Consider the following 21,288-nt stretch of genomic DNA (forward strand, 5'->3'; position numbering starts at 1 on the left):
TCCCTCACTCCTCTTTCTTTTCATTTTCTAAAAACATCACTTGTTCGATAATCCCTTCAAGCAAAAGTTCTTCCGGGAGGATTGTTTTAATAACAAAGGATTGCCCCTTAATTAATAGTTGACCTTGTTTTAATAACAACCTTACTTCTTTATCTGAAAATACTAATAAGCCTCGATGATTTTCTATATAGATATGCACTTGCCCAACAAGCGTAATCCGAGGTAGATCCATTAGCACATCCACTGGCAGGTCTATTTGCTTCGTTAACCAATTCTTCATTTGTTCTAATTTTTTCATCTCAAAAGACCCCCTCTCATCCCATATGTATGTGTTTTTTTATAAGTGGTCATTGTGTTATAATGACTTCGCTAACATAACTATATTCTGAAGGAGTTCATATCATGTTAATTAAAACAGTTGCTATATACAATCGGATTTCTCGGGACAATGGTGAATCAGAGGATGTTCTCCTTAACCACAGAACTATTAATACAAGACTATGCGAATCTAAAGGGTATCAGTACAAGTTATATGAAGAAATTGAGTCGGGTGGGAAGTTTGAAGAACGAAAAATCCTGTTACAATTGCTTAGGGATATTGCACAAGGGTTATATGATGGACTAGTTGTCGTTGAACTCAGCCGTATTGCTCGTGACAATCTCTATTCACAAATGATTGCTAAAGTGCTTGAAGATAATAACGTTCCCATTATCACCCCAAACAGAATATACAATCTAAGTGATGAATCAGACAGACTCATGTATGATATGGAATCCATGATATCCAGTAAAGAGTTAAGAACAATCACTCGCAGAATGAGGAGTGGAAAGTTAGAAGGTGTAAGACGAGGGGAATGGGTACAGGGCATCCCTCCATTTGGATATAAGCGAGGAGACAATAAAAAACTTATAATCGTTGAATCAGAAGCTAATCTTGTTCGACAGATATTCAATTATGCTGAGAATGGATATGGAGTTCCAAACATCGCAAGCAAGCTAAAGGGATACAAGACTAGAGCAGGAAACTCATTTACGGATACAGCAGTCTACGCAATACTAAACAACAAAACATACATGGGAAGCATCATATATAATGTCAAAGACAAGAAAGGGAATATCACCGAAAACATAGTCGCTAGGAACGCTCATGAAGCAATCATTACAAGGGAACAATTTAACTCAGTACAGCAAGCTATCAAGGGTCGCATGAGCGGTGATATGGAGACTAGGAATCGTTCTAGAGGGATAGTAATAAGTATGCTGAAAGACTTGGTATACTGTAAGAAATGTGGATTGAAAATAAAGTTTAGAAAAGATTCTAAGCAAAGAAACGCAGTCTATATCACAGCATGTAAGTGTGGAAATCGTGGAATCGCTGAGCATCAATTGTTAAAATCCTTTATGAATGAATTTTACTTCCTTCAAGGATTCTATCGTGAGGAATGGGAGAAAGCTTTACATACACCTCAAACGGTCTCTAAGGGTGTTCTAGTCCAACAAGTTGAAGAACTGGATAAGACACGAAACAAACTGAGTATGAGACTCTCAAAAGCAAAGGAAGCTTACCTTGATGGAGTGTTCAACAAAGAGGAGTATCTAACAACTAAAGATGCTACAGAGAATGAATTGAAAAAGATATCCACTGCAATAGATGACTTACTCCAAGATATTGAATCCATGGATAAGGAATCCCTCGCATCTCAATTTGAATCCAAGATGAAGAAGATTGAGCAATTCTATAAGATATATAATAAGGAAGATTCTCATCAACATTTAGCTGAATGTAATCGTATATTAAAACTGATAATCAATAAAGTGCATTATGAAAGAGTGAATGAAAGGATAACAATCACATCTCCACTAGAAGGATATATGGAAGTTGAACAAGGTGATTTTGTTGATTTGTCAATAGACTCAAAATGAGGGATATCCCATGAACAAGGGTATCCTTTTTTGAGTAATCTAACTGGTACTATTTATTGTTCCACATAGTTATAAGCATGGTACAATCACAGTAAACATAACAGATTGAGGGTGATAAATTGAGTAGTAACGAAAATGAAGTATATAAGCAATTCATTCCTATAGATAATGAGACAATTAAAAATAAAGTAACAGGAAATGTTTACGATAGAATACAGCTTGTTCTTAATGAACAATTACACGCCAAATACGGCTTTATTTTCACAGAGTATTCACCTCACTATGTAAAAATAGAATGGAATCTTGAACAACTAAACAATGAAGAACAATTGGAGGATAAGTATTCCTTTCTTTATAGATTGATTAAACGTAGGCTACGCTTCCTAACACAATTAATTGAGTATTCAAGAGAAAAGAGATTTAGTCTATTGGCACGAAAAGAAGGTAATTACTATTTCTTTGCATCATCTAGATATTTAGCTAAATACTTTAGTAGCTACAATACGTGGAATCGAAACATTTCAATTTTTTGCACGCTAGGGTTAGTAAATAAGGTGAAAATTGATAAAAATCGAATGGTAGAGCGTAAAGCAACAAGAGAAACAAAAGCATTAGCCAAAAGAATGGATATAGACCACGAGAAGTTATCACCTATTAATTTTTACACTATCCCTATTTACAATGATGAATTGTTGACGGAAGCAAATCGAAGAGCAAAAGTTCTTTTAGATAATAATTTTCGAGCTAATGGATTTAGTAAATTTTTCCTAATAAAGGTATTTGGACAAGAGTTTGCTGATACAATATTCCATGATGAACGCTATATATCAGAGTATAGCCAATATGTTCAAACACAGATTGAGAAGTTTATCTTAAACGATATTAAACGTCACGGTTACACAACCAAAGATAGGATACTAAGGTATGTTCAAGTCAATTATTCTCAAATGCAACCTTGGGAGCATGGATTTAAAAAAGAGATACAGAGCAAGAAGGCAATACTAAACAGAGAATTTGATAGGAGTATATCTGAAATCAAAGATAAGTATAATCTAGAGTACAGAAAGGCGAATAAAGAATTGAAGGAAAGGTTCAAACTCGCTACAAGTAAAACTGTCATTTATGCAAATGAGAGCAACCATTAGGCTGTTCTCTTTTTTTGCAGTATAGATACAGAACATAAATTCCCATTAATAAAACTCGTCTTTTATAGTATCGGCTATATAATAAAATCTAAAGTATCCAAAGATTGGATTTGTAAGGATATCTCAATAACTCTTTTACGGTAAATTAAAGGTTCTCATATTAGGGAATCTGGGGTACTCTTGCAAAAAGAGCATTTAAAAAAATTTTGGATTAAACAGGGTTAGTGAGGAGGAAGAACACTAACACGCCTAGAAGTAACTAAATACTTTTACTCAGTGATGTATTCTTTATTTAAATTTAGCCAAAAAGAAAGGAATAATTAATATGTTAAGATGTATTACAGCAGATAATAATACTTTATATGCTCCAAACTGTGAAGAAGTTGCTACTAGAAAATTGGCAAGAGCTAAGAAATTATACTGTCCAAATTGTCAAACGAATGTCATCTTTAAAAAAGGAAAGATAATGAGCGCACATTTCGCTCATCATGATTCTGAATGTGTAGTAAGTCATTCAGAACCAGAAACAAATTCACATATAAAAGGAAAAGAAATTCTATTTAACTGGCTTAAACTAAAATATCCAACTGCTGAGATTGAGTATGAAGTCTATATTCCAGAGACAGGTCAGATAGCAGATGTTTTTATAGTACATACTGAACAGGAATTAGAAGGTTTGCGCTGGGCGTTTGAGTTCCAACATAGTCCCCTTTCATCTGCGGATTGGCAAAAGAGACATAACTTATATGAATCCGCAGGAATTCAAGACTTCTGGGTTTTAGATAAGAGTAAATATTTGAGATACTCAACAGCACAAGGTATAACAGATGCTCGTCTGAGAAGAGACTTAGAAAAGACAATTTTTAATGAAACAAATCTTTGTTATTTTTTAGATTTAGAGGCTATGGAGTTAACTATTGATTTTGAATTCACTAGTTCTTGGGACAGGAAAATAATAAATAGAAAGGAAGTCTATACAGAATATATTTATCATCATCCTATCAAACATTCTGGTCATATTAACGAGATTAGGGTTAGAATGAATGAAGAATTTAGATATGGCGTTTTACTATATAATGATATTGAAAAACAGATGGAAGCAAGTTTATCGAGAATTTTGATGAAATTAAGAAGAAAACAGGAATTGGAATTAGAAAAAGAGTTGGAAGAACGTGTTATAGAGAAAAAAGCATTTGCTCGAAGTATATTTGTTGAAGCAAAAGCAGAGATTGCTTATAGATTTATAGAAGATAACAAAGAAGCGTTGGCTGATGATATACGGAATCTATCACAACACGATTATTTTGAAAAATATAATGAGTTTATTGAAAGGCTAATGCTCAATCTTCAAACATTTAAGGCATTTAAGGATAGTAATGATGTCACAAGAAAATTGTTAGTAGAAATTAACTACGAATGGGATATTTATAAAATTCCTTTCCTTGTTGCTCAAGGTTCGTATTCTTTAGAAGATTATTTAAAAATAAAAAACAAAGAAAAAATCACTTTAGTTCAATATGCATTTGAAACATACAAAGATGTATTTGAAAAACTAACTTCTCGTCATACAGAATTAACAAACAATAGTTTAAAAAAGATAAAGTGGTTTTTACCGCCCTCTAAGAAGAATCCAACTGCAAGTGACTATGCTCTTGTATACCATCGTTGCAACACAAAGGAAGAAATAGACAAATATATTAATCAAATACTAGAGAATATTATTAATTATAATCCTTTTGTGGATATAGAGAATTGGTAAAATCTAAAGTCTTATTAGATTTTATAAGAATAAGAAAATTTCCATGAAATATTTTTTGAATTTACATCGAATTATAACTTATTTGAGAAACTGTTCCTCTAATGAGGCGCTCTATTAAATTTAAATCTTGAGGATAGTTTATTACATCCTCAAGATTTTTCATTAATGAATACTATGCTATCCTGAATGGACCATCGTTGTGTGATAACGATTTATTTTTTTGTTCTCTTACATAAAAAATAGAATTGCTAATATTTATACAACGATTAATAAATCTGTCATTTTATGAAGACTAAACTATCCCTATTATTTAATACAGCAGGTTATATTAATTGTGAATGAATACACTTAAACAAATGGATACAAAGGTTCAACAACAAATAAAAAAGAACTTGGAAACTCTCCAAGTTCCTAAACTAAGTGATACTTTCATATCAGTTTTCAATCTGATATTCTAGTTCTCCCGTTAACATATCGGGCAAGTTTTTTGATGTTATTTCGTAAGAAAACTTAAAGGTTTCCGAAGCCTTAAATAAAATATAGGATGGAAATGAGATATTTTCCTTTGGATTCAACTCTCTGTAATAGTATTCAAACACGTGATATTCATCTTCATTATATATTTCAACATTAAACAAACTGTTAATATAATCGCTGTAATCTTCATTCAAACTCTCAACTTTTTCACTATAACTTTGAGAAAGAGAAAGTATTGGTGGTGAAGGGATAGGAGTATATTTAAAGTTCTCTTGAACTTTACTGTCTTTATTGTGTCTAAGTATATAGTTTAAAATCCCATCAGTAAATTCTTCAATAACTAGAGGAGACGGTACTTTAAGGTCCTGAGGTTCTAGAATTTCAACCTCCTTAGGGAATTTTAACTTTACAGTAATTGACTCGTTAAATTCTTGTCCTGTATTGCTTAAAACTAAAGGGATAACAAAATACGAACCTATATAGTTAAACATTTCTAAATATCCTTCCAAAGCTTTCAATTCCCTTAAGAAATCTTGGATTTTTTCACCTTTCTCTTTCTCTGTTTCAGTCCCCTCTATACTCTTATTGTTAAAAAATGGACTAGAAAAACTTAACCGTGACTCCATTAATCCACCAACGTTAAAAAAACCATCCTCTAGTTGTATGTTTAGCAGATTATTTGTCTTTTGAATCACATCCGCTCGTTTCTTAGGTGACAATTCTTTAGAGGTTAAAAGGCTACCTCCAAAAGCTGAAAGATTAATGCTGTGGGTTTCATCCTCACCATCGGATTTTTCCTTATTTATTTCACTAAATGCTTTTAACTTAATTTCTGATATATCTTTAATTAGTTCCTTTAGCTTCCCCTGTTTCTCATGTATAAATTTAGAGTTTGCCAAATCATCTCTCCTAAAAGCTTTAAAACGACTTGAAAAATCACAGTATTTAGGTAAGTAGTATTGAACTAATAATTCATTCTCATTTTTACTATTGATTATTTCTTTTTTTTTTGTTTTTTGACTCTGCGCAAAGGAAGTTAAGTGGTTGTATAACTTCTCTTCAAATTCCTCTAAAGATGAGTAGCTATCATATAAACCTTTTTGTTGACATTCTTCTTTAAAAACCTTTAATTTCTGATATTGGTCAAAATCGATACTATCAGGGACTACAGGTGCAGATGAAAAGTACAACATAACTTTCTTATCCTTCTTCATAAACTCTTGAATTTCTTCAACTGTACCAGATTCAGCAACTCCAGTATGAGAACCGAGCTTAGTCCAAAACGTCCCAACTAAAATATCTGAATTATCTACTATTTGTTTATTTATAATCGCTTGCGGTCTGTCCCCCATTTCTGGAACGGTATGAGTCTCCCATTTTATTGGTAGAAAAACTACTTCGTAATAAGCAGAGTTTAATGTGTTCCACTTGTTTAGAATCTCAGGGACTTTCTTTCTTTGTTCTGAAACATCAGAGGGGGATGCGATTAATACTTGATATGCTGTAGCCAAAAAAGACATGTTCAAACCCACCTTATATTTATCTCTATTAGTAAATATTCCAATTGTTATAATATAAGATTAACTTAAATTGTTAAATTTATCTAGCCATACTTTCATTATGGACGCTGGTTCTGGCATTCAGTAGCCATCGACCTCATCCTTATCTTTATCTTACTGATGCATTATAAATGGATATGTAAAGCGGTGGCAATAAAGTACACACACAGACGCTCTAAATTGCTTGTAATAGCGTTTTGAAAGGTCTCGTTCAGTTTCGCCCTATGATTGAATCTGAGGCATTATGTAAGCCTACAGAGGTGTTCTAAGTTAGTTTGTTACAGAAACCACTCTTATCCACAAACTGGCATTCGGAAAAAGTTCGATACGACTCAAATAATCGTTATGTTTTAGTGCGATAAAGTGATAAATCAGATAGTAATTAACTAATGCAGTTCGAGACGGATTATCGAGACGAATTATCGAAATGGATTATGAAACTTAAAACAAAGCATCATCTTCCAACTTTGTAACAAAGCGTTATCTAAAGACTGCTTTTAGTGTATATCGAAGGAACAGCTATCACTTAATTTATCGTATCGTTTACGATAAGCCTAAAGGTGCAAATACTTGAAAGTTATTGCACCATTTTAATACTATCGCTATAATAGGCTTTAGAAGGTGCAATAACATAGTGCAATAAATAACTGATGAAATGTGAGGAAATAACAATGAGATATGGATATGCAAGGGTCTCAACAATAGCACAAGATTTAGAGTTTCAAATCCAAGCGTTACAAGCTGAAGGATGCGAGGTTATATACAAGGAGAAGTTCACAGGCACTAAAACGGATAGACCAGAATTTAATAAGGTGCTTGAAGCATTACAAGAAGGTGACACATTAGTCGTAACAAAGCTAGATAGATTTGCAAGGTCAGCAGTTGAAGGTATCCAAACAGTGAAGGCTCTATTTGCAAGAGGAATAAAGGTACACATCCTTAATATGGGACTTGTAGAAAATACCCCAACAGGCAGACTGATTTTCAATATACTAAGTTCATTCGCAGAGTTTGAACGAGATATGATTGTAGAACGAACTCAAGAAGGTAAAGCATTAGCTAGGCAACGTGATGATTTCAAGGAAGGTAGACCGAGAAAACACTCCAAGCAACAAGTACAACATGCTTTAGAATTACTTAAGATTCATACATACAAAGAAGTTGAAGCGATGACAGGAATAAAGAAGCGAACACTGATTAACAGAAAGAATGAACTAAAAGCTAAGCAATTATAAGAGGCTTCCTATGGTGTCTCTTTTCATTTGCAATGGATATGGGGGGATATTCCCACATTTTCACTGGGGGCATGAGCAGGATAAACCCATAGTCGGTTCATCCACACACCATGAAACATTAAGTCTTGCTACAGAAAAAGCTGAGCAATTCAGAACACCCTATAAAAAAAATCATATGTATGAAAAAAGAGCTTGTAATATCACGTCCAAACTGAAAAAAGCATAAAAAAACGTCTCATACGAAATGAGACGCTTTTTTATGCTAATAGCTGGATAACCAGCTTATTCACAAGTGATCCGTCTGTTTTACCTTTTACTTTCGGCATAACAGCAGTCATCACCTTACCCATATCTGCTTTAGATGTAGCACCAACTTCAGAAATAACTTGCTTAATTATATCAGCTAGTTCTTCTTCTGTTAATTGCTCCGGCAAATATGCGCTTAAAATCTGAATTTCACTTTGCAGTTTATCAACAAGGTCTTCACGACCAGCTTTTTTAAATTCAAGGAGGGAGTCCTTATACTGTTTTACTTCACGAGCTAAAACTGTTAATTCCTCTTCTTCAGTAAGAGTATGTTGCAGTTTAATACCTTCATTTTGTAAAGCAGCCTTAACCATACGAATAACGGTTAATTTTTCTTTTTGTTTATTCTTCATCGCTTGTTTCATATCATCGTTTAAACGACCGAGAAGACTCATCACTTACACCCTCTCTTAGAACTTACGCTTTCTTGCCGCTTCAGATTTCTTCTTACGTTTTACACTTGGCTTTTCATAAAACTCGCGCTTTCTTGCTTCAGCAAGTGTACCAGTTTTAGAAACCGATCTTTTAAAACGGCGAAGTGCATCCTCCAAAGACTCGTTTTTACGAACGACTGTTTTTGACATTCTCTTTCCCTCCCTCCGAAACATCACACTTACATACTAACTTCAGCATGCAAAAAGAAACACTTCTTCAGCATGTCTTTTACGATTATAATACATTTTATCACTTCAGGTCAACTATTTGGCAGAATAAAAGAAGAATAGATGCTCTTCCTTTTCCAAAAATCTATGTAAACAGCCGTTATCGCTCCCACCTCAAAACAAATATATTTTTATCACGAAAACTTCCCCATACAAAATTTGCTAAATAACCACTTATTTAACGGGCACTCCATTACATCCATTTCAATACTTAAATTCTCCACGAAAGAAAAAAGCATGCAAACCATTTCCGGTTGCATGCTTTTTATCCCGCTATTTGTGGGCAGTAAAACTCCCACTAATTATAGTTTCACTTTATTATGCGCTTGCTGACTCTTTTTTTATATCATCTTCAAGAACACGAACAAACTGCGCTTCGTTATATGGATAGCCAGCTTTTGTAATTTTCACTTTTACTAACTTACCGATTAATTCTTCAGATCCTTCAAATACAATTTTTAAGTAGTTATCTGTATAACCTACATATAACCCTTCACGGTCACCCTCTTTAAATTGCTCTTCCGGAATAATTTCAAGCACTTCACCTTCGAACGCAGAAGCATACTCTTTCGCCAATTGGTTAGACAACTCAATTAGACGATGAACACGATCATTCTTCACATCTTCAGGAACTTGATCTTCCATACGCGCCGCTGGTGTACCTGTACGTTTTGAATAAGGGAACACGTGTAATTCAGAGAAACGATTCTCTTTAATGAAATTGTATGTTTCCATAAATTCTTCTTCTGTTTCACCTGGGAATCCAACAATTACGTCTGATGTAATCGCAAGACCTGGTAACGCTTCTTTCAAACGATCTAAACGCTCTTGGAAAAATTCCATCGTATACTTACGGCGCATACGTTTTAGTACAGTATTAGATCCTGACTGCAATGGAATATGCAAGTGGCGTACAACTACTTCAGATTTATCTAACACTTCAATTACTTCATCTGAAATTTGACTCGCTTCAATAGAAGAAATACGAAGACGTTTTAATCCGCCTACTTCCGCTTCCATATCACGAAGTAATCCGGCTAAGTTATAATCTTTAATATCTTCACCGTATCCACCTGTATGAATACCTGTTAATACGATTTCTTTATAGCCTGCATCTACTAATTGCTGTGCTTGTTTAATAACTTCTTTCCCATCACGAGAACGCATTAAACCACGTGCCCAAGGAATAATACAGAATGTACAGAAGTTATTGCAACCCTCTTGTATTTTTAAAGATGCACGTGTACGATCCGTGAAATAAGGTACATCAAGTTCTTCGTATACACGCGTTTTCATAATGTTTCGGACAGCATTAATTGGTTGACGCTCTTTACGGAATTCTTCGATGTATCCTAACATCTTTTCACGATCCTGTGTACCAACAACAATATCTACACCGGGGATCGCCATAATTTCAGCTGGAGATGTTTGCGCATAACATCCAGTTACACAAATAACCGCATCTGGATTTTGACGCACAGCACGTCTAATGACTTGACGGCTTTTTTTATCTCCTGTATTCGTTACTGTACATGTGTTAATAACATATACATCAGATTTCTTTTCATATTCAGTTCTTTCATAACCACCTTGTTTAAACAATTGCCAAATCGCTTCTGTTTCATAGTGGTTTACTTTACAACCTAACGTGTGGAACGCAACAGTTGCCATTGATTATCACCCCATCAATTCAAAATGATAAGAAGCGGCACTTAACGCATAAAGCGGAGCCGTTTCTGTTCTTAAAATTCTTGGTCCTAAACTACATGGTACAAATTTATGTTCACAAAGCGCAGCAATCTCTTCCTCTGCTAAACCGCCTTCTGGGCCAAAAACAATTAATAGCTTTTGACCTGGTGTCATTGTCGCTAAAGCTTTTGCAAAATTAGATTTCTCACCTTTTTTTGCTTCCTCTTCATACGCAACAAGACATACATCATATTCATTACTCATTGAAAGCAATTGCTTAAACGATGCCGGAGTATGCACTTCTGGAATTTCGCTCCTATGCGATTGTTCCGCAGCTTCTTTCACAATTTTTTTCAAACGCTCAACTTTTTTATCAGCTTTTTTTGCATCCCATTTTACAATCGAGCGGGATGCTTGGAATGGTAAAAATGCGGCTGCCCCAAGCTCAGTTCCTTTTTGAAAAATCAACTCTAGCTTGTCTCCTTTTGGCAGTCCACTTGCAATCGTCACAAAAACAGGAAGTTCACTTGACGCCTCTACCCATTCTACAATAGCTGTATTAACAAATTCACTGGTAATTTCATCAATTGAACACACTGCTGTTTTTCCGTTTATACAGCAATAAATGTGATCACCAGCTGACATACGCATCACTCTCACGATATGATGTACATCGTCACCTACAATGCGAATATTTGTCTCATTTACATATTTCTCTTCTACAAAATAACGTTGCATATAATCACCTTAGTAGAGTTTCGTTCCTTTCGTAAGTCAACACTTACGAAAAGAACGAAACGTTATCATTTTTTCATATAACAAACGGCAAGCCCCTCACCTTATAGTGAGAGACTCCCCTTTTTCATTATAGACTAAAATCTATATTACGCATTTCGTGCAATAATTGCTACCCAGTCTTCAATTCGTAACACTTCTTCAATTGTAAATCCAGCTGTTTCTAACGCCTCAGAAATCACTTTTTCTTTCGCGGCAATAATGCCCGATGTAATAAATAATCCGCCTGACTTCACAACTCTTGCTGCATCTTCAGGGAATAAAAGAATAATTTCTGCTAATAAATTAGCTACAATTAAATCAACAGGACCTTCGATACCTTCTAAAAGGCTATTTTGTCCAACATTGACGATGTTATCAGTTTTATTTAAACGTACATTCATTTCTGCACTTTCAACTGCAACTGGATCTAAATCATATGCTTGAACTGAAGACGCACCTAATTTTGCCGCTGCAATACTAAGTACACCAGAACCTGTTCCTACATCAATAACAGTATCACCTTGCTGAACTGTTTTTTCTAATGCACGAATACACATCGTTGTTGTTGGGTGAGTTCCTGTCCCAAATGCCATACCCGGATCTAATTCAATGATTTTTTCATCCGGAGAAGATGGTGTATATTCTTCCCACGTCGGTACGATTGTGAATGTATCAGAAATTTGTACTGGATGGTAATATTTTTTCCAAGCAGTAGCCCAATCTTCTTCATCGACTTCGTTAATGGTAATATTTCCAGTACCGATTTCGATGTCATAAGATGGAAGCACATCAATAGATGATTTTACACCTGCAATTGTTTCCTGTAAAGAATCCGTTTGCGGGAAATACGCTTTAATTAATACACCCTCTGCCGGGTATTCATCTGGATTCAATGCATAAATTTCACCATATTGTTGCTCGCGCTCTTTCGTCAATTCCGCTGGGTCCTCAATCGCAACTCCACTAGCACCAGCTTCATGTAAAATATGAGAGACAGCTTCTACCGCTTCTTCTGTTGTATGAATACTAATTTCTGACCATTTCACAATTTACCAACTCCATTTTTTATTTCCATTATTCCCCTTTGAAAGCACGTTTAAGCTTTCCAAACAAACTATCATCTTGCTCTTCTTGCCCTGCAAATTCACGCAATAAATCTTTTTGGTGTGAAGTTAATTTCGTCGGCACAACAACACGAACGACTACGTATTGATCTCCTTGACCATATCCACGTACGTTCGGAGCACCTTTTCCTTTTAAGCGGAATTCTGTTCCTGTTTGTGTTCCTGCTGGAATTTTTAGCTTCACTTTGCCATGAACAGTAGGAACTTCTACTTCCGCACCAAGTGCCATTTGCGCAAATGTTAATGGCATTTCGCAAATAATGTGATCTCCTTCGCGCTCAAAGAATTCATGGTTTCTTACATGAACAACAACATATAAATCTCCTGCCGGTCCACCATTTACGCCTGCTTCACCTTTTCCAGATACACGAATTTGTTGACCATTATCGATACCCGCTGGAATTTTAACATTAATCTTTTTACGTTTACGAACTTTACCAGAACCGTGACATGTCGTACATTTCTCTTTAATCATTTGACCAGTTCCTGAACAATGACCACAAGCTTGACGGTTAACAATACGACCAAATGGTGTATTTTGTTCTACACTTACTTGCCCTGATCCTGAACAATGTTTACATGTTTCTTTTGAAGTTCCTGGTTTTGCTCCGCTACCTTTACAAGTATCACATGGATCTTCTACTGGAATCTCAACATTTAACTCTTTACCAAAAATAGCTTCTTCAAACTCTAAAGTAACTTGGTATTGTAAGTCAGCACCTTGGCGCGGAGCATTCGGATCACGACGTCTGCCACCGCCGCCAAAGAATGAACTAAAGATATCTTCAAAGCCGAAGCCACCACCGAAGTCTCCTGCGCCGCCAAACCCTTGATTTGCACCAGCATGACCAAATTGATCGTACTGCGCACGCTTTTGATCATCGCTTAATACTTCGTATGCTTCTTGTACTTCTTTAAACTTTTCAATTGCATTTTCTTCTTTACTTACGTCTGGATGGTATTTTTTAGCCAAACGACGATACGCTTTTTTTATTTCATCTTTAGAAGCACCTTTGCTAAGGCCAAGGACTTCATAATAATCTCGTTTACTCATAAATTTGCAACCCCCGAATCTTTCACATAAACGTAATTTTAACACCGAAAGAAAGTGCTTTGCAACAAAGTTTCCTCACTTACAGTATGCAAAATAAAAAACTTAAGATCCTCACACATTTCTTCTCATTCATGAAAAAAGCCAAAGCCAAGGCACGCTTGACTTTGACTTTTTGTCATCTTACTTATTTATATTACTTATCTTCTTTTACTTCTTCAAACTCAGCGTCTACTACATTGTCTTTCTTCGCGCCAGCATCTTGTGCTCCTTGTGCACCTTCCGCTTGCCCTGCAGCAGCTTGAGCTTGCTCGTATAATTTAACAGTTAATTGTTGGACGATTTCTTGTAAAGCGTCTTTTTTCGCACGGATTTCCTCAAGCTCGTTCTTCTCAATCGCAGCTTGTAATGCCTCTTTCGCTTCTGTTGCTTTTGCAACTTCAGCCGCATCCACTTTACCTTCTAAATCTTTTACAACTTTATCCGTTTGGAATACAAGTTGGTCAGCTTCGTTACGAAGTTCAACTTCTTCCTTACGTTTTTGGTCAGCGTCAGCATTTGCTTCTGCTTCTTGTACCATACGATCTACTTCTTCATCAGACAGACCTGAAGAAGATTGGATTGTAATAGCTTGCTCTTTGCTTGTTCCTAAGTCTTTTGCACGTACGTTAACGATACCGTTCGCATCAATATCGAATGTTACTTCGATTTGTGGAATACCACGTGGTGCTGGTGGAAGGTCTGTTAATTGGAAACGACCTAATGTTTTGTTGTCAGCTGACATTGGACGCTCACCTTGTAATACGTGAATGTCTACTGCTGGTTGGTTATCAGCAGCTGTTGAGAATACTTGTGACTTACTTGTTGGAATTGTAGTGTTACGCTCGATTAATTTCGTGAACACGCCACCCATAGTTTCAATACCTAAAGAAAGTGGAGTTACGTCTAATAATAGTACGCCTTCTACATCACCAGTAAGTACGCCACCTTGAACTGCAGCACCTAATGCTACAACTTCATCAGGGTTTACACCTTTATACGGTTCTTTACCAGTTTCACGTTTAATAGCTTCTTGTACAGCTGGGATACGAGTAGATCCACCAACAAGGATAACTTTATCTAATTCGCTTGGAGCAAAACCAGCGTCTTTTAATGCACGACGAGTTGGCTCTAACGTTCTTTCAACAAGACCTGCTGAAAGCTCTTCGAATTTCGCTCTTGTTAATGTTAATTCTAAGTGTAATGGACCAGCAGCTCCAGCACTAATGAATGGTAATGAAATTTGTGTTTGTGTTACGCCAGAAAGATCTTTTTTCGCTTTTTCAGCTGCATCTTTCAAACGTTGAAGTGCCATTTTATCTTGGCTTAAATCAATGTTATTTTCTTTTTTGAACTCAGCTACTAAGTGATCAATAACAACTTGGTCAAAGTCATCCCCACCAAGACGGTTGTCACCAGCAGTTGAAATAACTTCGAATGTTCCGTCTGCTAACTCAAGGATAGATACGTCAAAAGTACCGCCACCTAAATCATATACTAAGATTTTTTGCTCTTCATCTTGTTTTTCTAGACCGTAAGCAAGTGCTGCTGCTGTTGGTTCGTTAATAATACGCTCAACTTCTAAACCAGCGATACGACCAGCATCTTTCGTTGCTTGGCGCTCTGCATCGTTGAAGTATGCAGGTACTGTAATAACAGCTTTCGTTACTGTTTCACCTAAGTATGCTTCAGCAGAAGCTTTTAGGTTTTGTAAAATGATTGCAGAAATTTCTTGAGGTGTATAATCTTTACCTTCAACTTCTACTTTGTAGTCTGTACCCATGTGACGTTTAACAGACATGATTGTATTTGGGTTTGTAATTGCTTGACGCTTTGCAACTTCCCCAACTTGACGCTCTTCATTTTTGAAAGCTACAACAGAAGGTGTTGTACGGTTTCCTTCTGGATTTGGGATAACCTTTGGTTCTCCACCTTCCATAACAGCTACACAAGAGTTTGTTGTACCTAAGTCAATACCGATAATTTTACTCATGGCGATTCCTCCTATTTTTATGTAAATTATTGATTTACTTTTACCATTGATGGGCGAATCACACGGTCTTTTAGTTTATAACCTTTTTGGAATTCCTCCACAACCGCGTTTGATTCAAATTCACTGTCTTCCACTTGCATAATAGCTTGGTGCTCATTAGGATCAAACTGTTTACCAACAGATTCAATCACTTCAACACCTTCTTTAGTCAACGCTTCTAGCAATTGACGATGCACCATTTCCATACCTTGTAACAAGGATTTCGTTTGCTCATCAGTTGTTTCCACTTGCATCGCTCTTTCAAAATTATCAAGAGCTGGCAAAATATCTGAAACTAAACTTTGTGCTCTATATTTTTCAGCAGCCTGTTTATCCATTTGGACACGGCGCTTATGATTTTCAAAATCAGCTTGTAGACGTAATGTGCGACCTTCCGTTTCCGTTAGTTTCGCTTGTAACTCATCTACTTTTTCTTGTAAAAGAGCAGCCTCACTTTTTTCTTCTACAGCTTTTTCACTGTTTTCTGGCGTGACAGCTTCTTCAACTTGCGCTTCTTTCACTTCTTCTACCACTTGTTCGTTACGCTCTTCCACAATTTTCACCTCCTTAAAAGGTATTAGGTATCATGTATAGCATGATTACCTAAGCATTATATATTACACACAGCAATGAGAATCTCATCACTTGAGCGAATGTATTACTCTCATTTACTTTTTAAGTCCGTCTGTAAATTGTCTTGTAAATAACTGCAACAAACTAATTACACGAGAGTATTGCATTCTCGTCGGACCTAAAATCGCAATTGTTCCTAGTTGCTCTTCTCCAATCGAATATGTTGCAGAAATTAAACTACAATCTTCCATAGCTATTGAAGAATTTTCCCTACCAATTTTCACTTGAATACCAACTTGTTTATGACGCAAAATATCATAAAACTCAGCTTCGTTATCAATCATCGTCAGCAAGGACCTTACTTTTTGAATGTCATGGAACTCTGGTTGCGAAAGCATATTTGCTTTTCCTCCAAAGTATATCTTTTCCGATAAAGGAACTTGAAATGTACCATCTAACATTTTTATTGCACTATCGTAATTATGAACATACCCACGCAAGACCGTAACAATCTCTTTAAAGATCTTATTATGAAGTTCCGACATAGGTACACCCGATAGCTTTTCATTTAAAATATTAACCATTTTTTCTAAATCTGATAAATCAACAGATTCCGGAACGGTAATCGTTTTACTTTGTACATGCCCTGTATCCGTTACAATAATAGCGACTGCTGTTTGACGATCAAGCGGTACAATTTGTACGTTTTTAAGTTTATTTGTGCTTAACTTAGGCCCAAGAACAATGGCCGTATAGTTCGTAAGCTCTGATAAAATTTGAGCAGATTGCTGTGCAACTTTTTCTGCTTCAAAAATTCTTTCAGCAAACAAATCTTTAATTTGTACAATCTCAGCGTTCGGTAAGTTTTGCGGGGCTAAAAGATGGTCTACATAAAATCGGTATCCTTTCTCAGAAGGAACACGTCCAGAAGAACTGTGCGTTTTTTCAATAAAACCTAATTCTTCTAAGTCCGCCATTTCATTTCGAATAGTAGCTGAACTAAATGTAATTTCCTCTTTTTTAGCCAAAGTTCTAGACCCAACGGGCTGTGCTGATCCAATAAAGTCATCAATAATTGTTTGTAAAATTAAGAGCTGACGTTCCGTAAGCATCTCATCATCACCTCTGTTAGCACTCTTTGTCTTCGAGTGCTAAATCTATTAATAACTTACCAAAATTGACATTCAATTGTCAACGGAAACGTCACGAAATAATGAAACTTTTTCACGTTTATGGAACATTTAATTAGTCAATCAAAAATGACTGGAACACTTCATTCCCCAATAATTTTCCTTTTCGCGTTAAACGCACATATCCATCTCTCTCTTCAAGCAATCCTTGTTCTTGATTGCTTTGTAACTGCTTCGCGAAAACTTGATCCATCTCCATATTGAATTTCTTTTGGAACTCTACCTTGGAAACACCTTTTGTTTTTCGAAGTCCTAAAAACAACTCTTCTTCCATTTTTTCTTTCTCAGTCACTTCATGAACATCTAAATAAGGAAAGCCTGTTTCATCAATTTTCGTGAAATATTGCTTGAGCGGCCCTACATTTTGGATACGTTCCCCATTTACATAACTATGCGCGCCAGCTCCAAATCCATAATACTCTTCATTATTCCAGTATGTGAGGTTATGTCTACTTTCATTATCACCTTTTGAGAAGTTGCTAATTTCATACTGGCTATAACCATGTTTCTCCATTTCATCCATTACCATTTCATACATTTTCGCTTCATGGTCTTCACCCGGAAGTCTCAACTTCCCTTTATTCATTAAGTTATAAAATACAGTCTTCGGTTCCACAATTAATGAATATGCTGAGAAATGTTGTACCCCAAGTGTGAAGGCAATATCTAATGTTTCTTTTACATCTTCTATCGTCTGTCCCGGCAAAGCATAGATAATATCTATATTTATATTTTTAAAGCCCACTTCCTGCGCTTCTCTAATTGCTAAAAATGCATCTTCCCTCGTATGCTTACGCCCAATCTTCTCAAGCAATTCATCACGAAACGTTTGTACACCAAAACTAATCCGGTTTACTCCACCTTCTAACAATAAGTTTAACTTCTCTTTCGGTAAGTCGCCTGGATTCGCTTCAAACGTTAATTCACAATTCGGCGCAAACGGACGCAAACGGCGGTTAATGATATCGAGTAGTTTTTTTGTCTGTTCCATATTTAATGCTGTCGGCGTTCCTCCACCAACAAAAATCGTTTTCATACTATCAAACGGTACTTTTTGAACCGTGTTTATTATTTCTTTCTCTAAATACTCTAAATATTGATCTACCGGTTGGCGTTCAATAAACACTTTATTAAAATCACAATAGTGACAAATATGCTGACAAAATGGGATATGAATATATGCAGCTTGTACCAAATATAACTCCTACCTTTCTAAAAAGAAAACCTCCGCACTCCGGAGGATTCTCTACTTCTCTAACGTATTACGGATTTGTTCCATTCGCATTTTTCCCCAATCATACATCATTTCAACGATCGGTAAAAGCGACATGCCTAGCTCCGTCATATAATACTCAACACGAGGAGGAATTTCCGGATATACTGTTCGATTAACAATCCCGTCCTCTGTTAATTCTTTTAATTGATTCGACAACACTTTATGAGAAATACTCGGGAACAGTCGTTGCAATTCACTAAAACGATGCGGACCTTCCACACCTAAGTGCCACAATATCACAACTTTCCACTTCCCACTAATAATAGAAAGCGTCAATTCCTTTTCACAATTAAAATTCCCTTTTTCTATTTTATCTTGAATATCTTTACGAATATTTTCGGACATTAATAGTCTCCTAACTCTAGATCAATCACTAAAAAGCTCTCTCATCATTGTAAATGAGAGAGGCTAAGATGTCTAAAAAGTAATTATACAGAAAAAAAGAAGCCGCATAAACGACTCCTTTTTTATTTTAATTATTAGTTGTCATCCATTTTCAGTACAGCCATGAATGCCTCTTGTGGTACTTCTACAGAACCAACAGACTTCATACGTTTTTTACCTTCTTTTTGCTTATCAAGAAGTTTACGCTTACGAGAAATGTCACCACCGTAACATTTTGCAAGTACGTTTTTACGCATCGCCTTAATTGTAGAACGCGCTACAACCTTGTTTCCGATAGTAGCCTGAATTGGCACTTCGAACTGTTGTCTTGGAATCAATTCTTTTAATTTCTCTACGATTACTTTACCACGGTCATACGCTGAATCACGGTGCACAATAAATGATAAAGCATCCACTTGTTCATTATTTAAAAGAATATCCATTTTCACAAGTTTAGATGGTTTATAACCAATTAACTCGTAGTCAAATGATGCATATCCTTTCGTATTTGATTTCAATTGATCGAAGAAATCATATACGATTTCTGATAACGGGATGTCATATGTCAATGTAACACGTGTTTCATCTAAATATTGCATATCAATAAACGTTCCACGTTTACCTTGGCAAATTTCCATTACAGCTCCAACATAGTCATTCGGAACCATAATTGCTGCTTTCACAAACGGCTCTTCTACACGATCGATAGACTGTGGATCTGGCATATTAGATGGATTATCAACAATAACATCTTCACCGTTTGTTAAATAAACTTTATAAATAACGCTTGGCGCTGTTGTAATTAAGTCAATCTTAAATTCACGTTCAATACGTTCTTGAATAATTTCCATGTGAAGAAGTCCTAAGAAACCACAACGGAAACCAAACCCTAGCGCTTGAGATGTTTCAGGCTCAAATTCAAGAGCAGAATCATTCAATTCTAGTTTTTCTAATGCATCACGTAAGTCGTTATAACGAGCAGAATCAATCGGATATAAACCACAGAATACCATTGGGTTTAACTTACGATATCCTGCTAACGCCTCTGCAGCTGGACGTTTCGCATGTGTAATCGTATCACCAACGCGTGTATCACCAACATTTTTAATAGACGCTGCTAAGAAACCTACATCACCTACTGTTAACTCGTCACGTTGCGTTGTTTTCGGTGTAAACACACCTACTTCTGTTACTTCAAATTCTTTTCCAGTTGCCATCATACGTACTTTATCGCCAACTTTTACCGTTCCATTTACAACACGGATATATGCAATTACACCACGATACGGATCATATAAAGAGTCGAAAATCATACATTGTAACGGCTCTTCTGAATCACCTGTTGGAGCTGGTACTTTTTCAACTATTTGTTCTAAAATGTCCTCAATACCAATGCCAGCTTTCGCCGAAGCAAGTACAGCTTCCGATGCATCTAAACCAATTACATCTTCTACCTCTTGACGTACGCGTTCTGGGTCCGCACTTGGTAAGTCGATTTTATTAATAACTGGTAAAATTTCTAAATTATTATCAAGAGCTAAATATACATTCGCTAATGTTTGTGCCTCAATCCCTTGCGCTGCATCCACAACAAGAATTGCACCTTCACAAGCCGCTAAACTACGAGATACTTCGTACGTAAAGTCGACATGTCCTGGTGTATCGATCAAGTGAAGAATATACTCTTCACCGTCTTTCGCTTTATACGTTAATTGTACTGCATTTAATTTAATTGTAATACCGCGCTCACGCTCTAACTCCATAGAGTCAAGTAATTGCGCCTTCATTTCGCGCTGTGTTAACGCGTTTGTTTTCTCCAAAATACGGTCTGCCAACGTTGATTTCCCGTGGTCAATGTGAGCAATGATGGAGAAGTTACGAATTTTGGACTGTCTTTTTGCTCTTTCTTCTTTATTCATCTATGTTCTCAACTCCTAATAGTCTCGCCAATATACACTAGCACTGATTATATCAATAGAGCAGCAAAGATTCAATGAAAACTCGCGCTGCTTACAAGACAAATCATTCTATCTATATCTTATGCGAACAAACCATAAGAGACAAACCTTTTTCAAATAAAAAAACGG

The 21,288-nt window shown here is 36.0% G+C and carries 18 protein-coding genes; 4 read left to right on the forward strand and 14 right to left on the reverse strand.

Going from position 1 to position 21,288, the window contains the following annotated elements; genetic code table 11:
- Positions 1-4: 4 nt before the first annotated feature.
- Entirely contained in the window at positions 5-298 is a 294-nt protein-coding gene (yqfC, locus tag BAU27_RS19420) for a sporulation protein YqfC (protein WP_000732268.1), read from the reverse strand.
- Positions 299-402: 104 nt separating this feature from the next.
- Between yqfC and BAU27_RS19425 the strand changes: the two genes are divergently transcribed.
- From BAU27_RS19425 to BAU27_RS19435, 3 genes are all read left to right on the forward strand, one after another.
- Positions 403-1,923, forward strand: coding sequence for a recombinase family protein (locus BAU27_RS19425; RefSeq protein ID WP_002067168.1), 1,521 nt, complete (start codon positions 403-405; stop codon positions 1,921-1,923).
- 119 nt (positions 1,924-2,042) lie between these two features.
- Positions 2,043-3,068, forward strand: a complete 1,026-nt coding sequence (locus tag BAU27_RS19430) for a hypothetical protein (protein WP_071771681.1) — start codon at positions 2,043-2,045, stop codon at positions 3,066-3,068.
- Positions 3,069-3,393: 325 nt separating this feature from the next.
- Positions 3,394-4,827, forward strand: a complete 1,434-nt coding sequence (locus BAU27_RS19435; protein WP_071771682.1) for a competence protein CoiA — start codon at positions 3,394-3,396, stop codon at positions 4,825-4,827.
- 434 nt (positions 4,828-5,261) lie between these two features.
- On the opposite strand, the gene BAU27_RS19440 is transcribed toward BAU27_RS19435, so the two are convergent.
- The gene (locus BAU27_RS19440; RefSeq protein WP_071771683.1) at positions 5,262-6,824 is read right to left on the reverse strand and encodes a hypothetical protein; all 1,563 of its coding nucleotides are present in this window, start codon (positions 6,822-6,824) and stop codon (positions 5,262-5,264) included.
- Positions 6,825-7,534: 710 nt separating this feature from the next.
- Between BAU27_RS19440 and BAU27_RS19445 the strand changes: the two genes are divergently transcribed.
- Positions 7,535-8,098, forward strand: coding sequence for a recombinase family protein (locus BAU27_RS19445; RefSeq protein ID WP_071771684.1), 564 nt, complete (start codon positions 7,535-7,537; stop codon positions 8,096-8,098).
- Positions 8,099-8,355: 257 nt separating this feature from the next.
- On the opposite strand, the gene BAU27_RS19455 is transcribed toward BAU27_RS19445, so the two are convergent.
- The 12 genes from BAU27_RS19455 to lepA all read right to left on the reverse strand — a co-directional run bounded on the left by BAU27_RS19455 (position 8,356) and on the right by lepA (position 21,120).
- Positions 8,356-8,799 carry a GatB/YqeY domain-containing protein gene (locus tag BAU27_RS19455; RefSeq protein ID WP_000054578.1) on the reverse strand — a complete coding sequence of 148 codons (444 nt, stop codon included), beginning with the start codon at positions 8,797-8,799 and terminating at the stop codon, positions 8,356-8,358.
- A 15-nt stretch (positions 8,800-8,814) separates the two neighbouring features.
- On the reverse strand, positions 8,815-8,988 hold the full coding sequence (gene rpsU, locus BAU27_RS19460) for a 30S ribosomal protein S21 (protein ID WP_000048061.1): 174 nt from the start codon (positions 8,986-8,988) through the stop codon (positions 8,815-8,817).
- Positions 8,989-9,384: 396 nt separating this feature from the next.
- Entirely contained in the window at positions 9,385-10,737 is a 1,353-nt protein-coding gene (mtaB, locus tag BAU27_RS19470; protein ID WP_071747371.1) for a tRNA (N(6)-L-threonylcarbamoyladenosine(37)-C(2))-methylthiotransferase MtaB, read from the reverse strand.
- A gap of 6 nt (positions 10,738-10,743) precedes the next feature.
- Positions 10,744-11,493, reverse strand: a complete 750-nt coding sequence (locus BAU27_RS19475; RefSeq protein WP_071747372.1) for a 16S rRNA (uracil(1498)-N(3))-methyltransferase — start codon at positions 11,491-11,493, stop codon at positions 10,744-10,746.
- A gap of 146 nt (positions 11,494-11,639) precedes the next feature.
- Positions 11,640-12,578: a 50S ribosomal protein L11 methyltransferase gene (prmA, locus tag BAU27_RS19480; RefSeq protein WP_071771686.1), complete on the reverse strand. Its 939-nt coding sequence runs from the start codon at positions 12,576-12,578 to the stop codon at positions 11,640-11,642.
- Between the two features lie 28 nt (positions 12,579-12,606).
- A complete protein-coding gene (gene dnaJ, locus BAU27_RS19485; RefSeq protein WP_071747374.1) occupies positions 12,607-13,710 on the reverse strand; it encodes a chaperone protein DnaJ in 1,104 nt (367 codons plus the stop codon).
- A 193-nt stretch (positions 13,711-13,903) separates the two neighbouring features.
- Positions 13,904-15,739 carry a chaperone protein DnaK gene (dnaK, locus tag BAU27_RS19490; RefSeq protein WP_071747375.1) on the reverse strand — a complete coding sequence of 612 codons (1,836 nt, stop codon included), beginning with the start codon at positions 15,737-15,739 and terminating at the stop codon, positions 13,904-13,906.
- Positions 15,740-15,765: 26 nt separating this feature from the next.
- Positions 15,766-16,332 (reverse strand): nucleotide exchange factor GrpE, encoded by a 567-nt coding sequence (grpE, locus tag BAU27_RS19495; RefSeq protein WP_071747376.1) that lies wholly within the window; start codon positions 16,330-16,332, stop codon positions 15,766-15,768.
- A 114-nt stretch (positions 16,333-16,446) separates the two neighbouring features.
- The gene (gene hrcA, locus BAU27_RS19500) at positions 16,447-17,463 is read right to left on the reverse strand and encodes a heat-inducible transcriptional repressor HrcA (RefSeq protein WP_071747377.1); all 1,017 of its coding nucleotides are present in this window, start codon (positions 17,461-17,463) and stop codon (positions 16,447-16,449) included.
- A 133-nt stretch (positions 17,464-17,596) separates the two neighbouring features.
- Positions 17,597-18,736 (reverse strand): radical SAM family heme chaperone HemW, encoded by a 1,140-nt coding sequence (hemW, locus tag BAU27_RS19505; protein ID WP_071771687.1) that lies wholly within the window; start codon positions 18,734-18,736, stop codon positions 17,597-17,599.
- Between the two features lie 51 nt (positions 18,737-18,787).
- Positions 18,788-19,162: a winged helix-turn-helix transcriptional regulator gene (locus BAU27_RS19510; RefSeq protein WP_071771688.1), complete on the reverse strand. Its 375-nt coding sequence runs from the start codon at positions 19,160-19,162 to the stop codon at positions 18,788-18,790.
- 134 nt (positions 19,163-19,296) lie between these two features.
- Entirely contained in the window at positions 19,297-21,120 is a 1,824-nt protein-coding gene (lepA, locus tag BAU27_RS19515; RefSeq protein ID WP_071747380.1) for an elongation factor 4, read from the reverse strand.
- Positions 21,121-21,288: the final 168 nt, after the last annotated feature.

Origin of the sequence: Bacillus sp. NH11B (assembly GCF_001884205.1) — a bacterium.
Lineage (GTDB): Bacteria > Bacillota > Bacilli > Bacillales > Bacillaceae_G > Bacillus_A > Bacillus_A proteolyticus.

Coding starts and splice junctions, on each gene's coding strand:
- rpsU (WP_000048061.1), bottom strand. CDS start 8,988: ATGTCAAAAACAGTCGTTCGTAAAAACGAGTCTTTGGAGGATGCACTT.
- dnaK (WP_071747375.1), bottom strand. CDS start 15,739: ATGAGTAAAATTATCGGTATTGACTTAGGTACAACAAACTCTTGTGTA.
- BAU27_RS19435 (WP_071771682.1), top strand. CDS start 3,394: ATGTTAAGATGTATTACAGCAGATAATAATACTTTATATGCTCCAAAC.
- mtaB (WP_071747371.1), bottom strand. CDS start 10,737: ATGGCAACTGTTGCGTTCCACACGTTAGGTTGTAAAGTAAACCACTAT.
- lepA (WP_071747380.1), bottom strand. CDS start 21,120: ATGAATAAAGAAGAAAGAGCAAAAAGACAGTCCAAAATTCGTAACTTC.
- BAU27_RS19455 (WP_000054578.1), bottom strand. CDS start 8,799: ATGAGTCTTCTCGGTCGTTTAAACGATGATATGAAACAAGCGATGAAG.
- dnaJ (WP_071747374.1), bottom strand. CDS start 13,710: ATGAGTAAACGAGATTATTATGAAGTCCTTGGCCTTAGCAAAGGTGCT.
- BAU27_RS19510 (WP_071771688.1), bottom strand. CDS start 19,162: ATGTCCGAAAATATTCGTAAAGATATTCAAGATAAAATAGAAAAAGGG.
- BAU27_RS19445 (WP_071771684.1), top strand. CDS start 7,535: ATGAGATATGGATATGCAAGGGTCTCAACAATAGCACAAGATTTAGAG.
- hrcA (WP_071747377.1), bottom strand. CDS start 17,463: ATGCTTACGGAACGTCAGCTCTTAATTTTACAAACAATTATTGATGAC.
- BAU27_RS19475 (WP_071747372.1), bottom strand. CDS start 11,493: ATGCAACGTTATTTTGTAGAAGAGAAATATGTAAATGAGACAAATATT.
- yqfC (WP_000732268.1), bottom strand. CDS start 298: ATGAAAAAATTAGAACAAATGAAGAATTGGTTAACGAAGCAAATAGAC.
- BAU27_RS19440 (WP_071771683.1), bottom strand. CDS start 6,824: ATGTCTTTTTTGGCTACAGCATATCAAGTATTAATCGCATCCCCCTCT.
- BAU27_RS19425 (WP_002067168.1), top strand. CDS start 403: ATGTTAATTAAAACAGTTGCTATATACAATCGGATTTCTCGGGACAAT.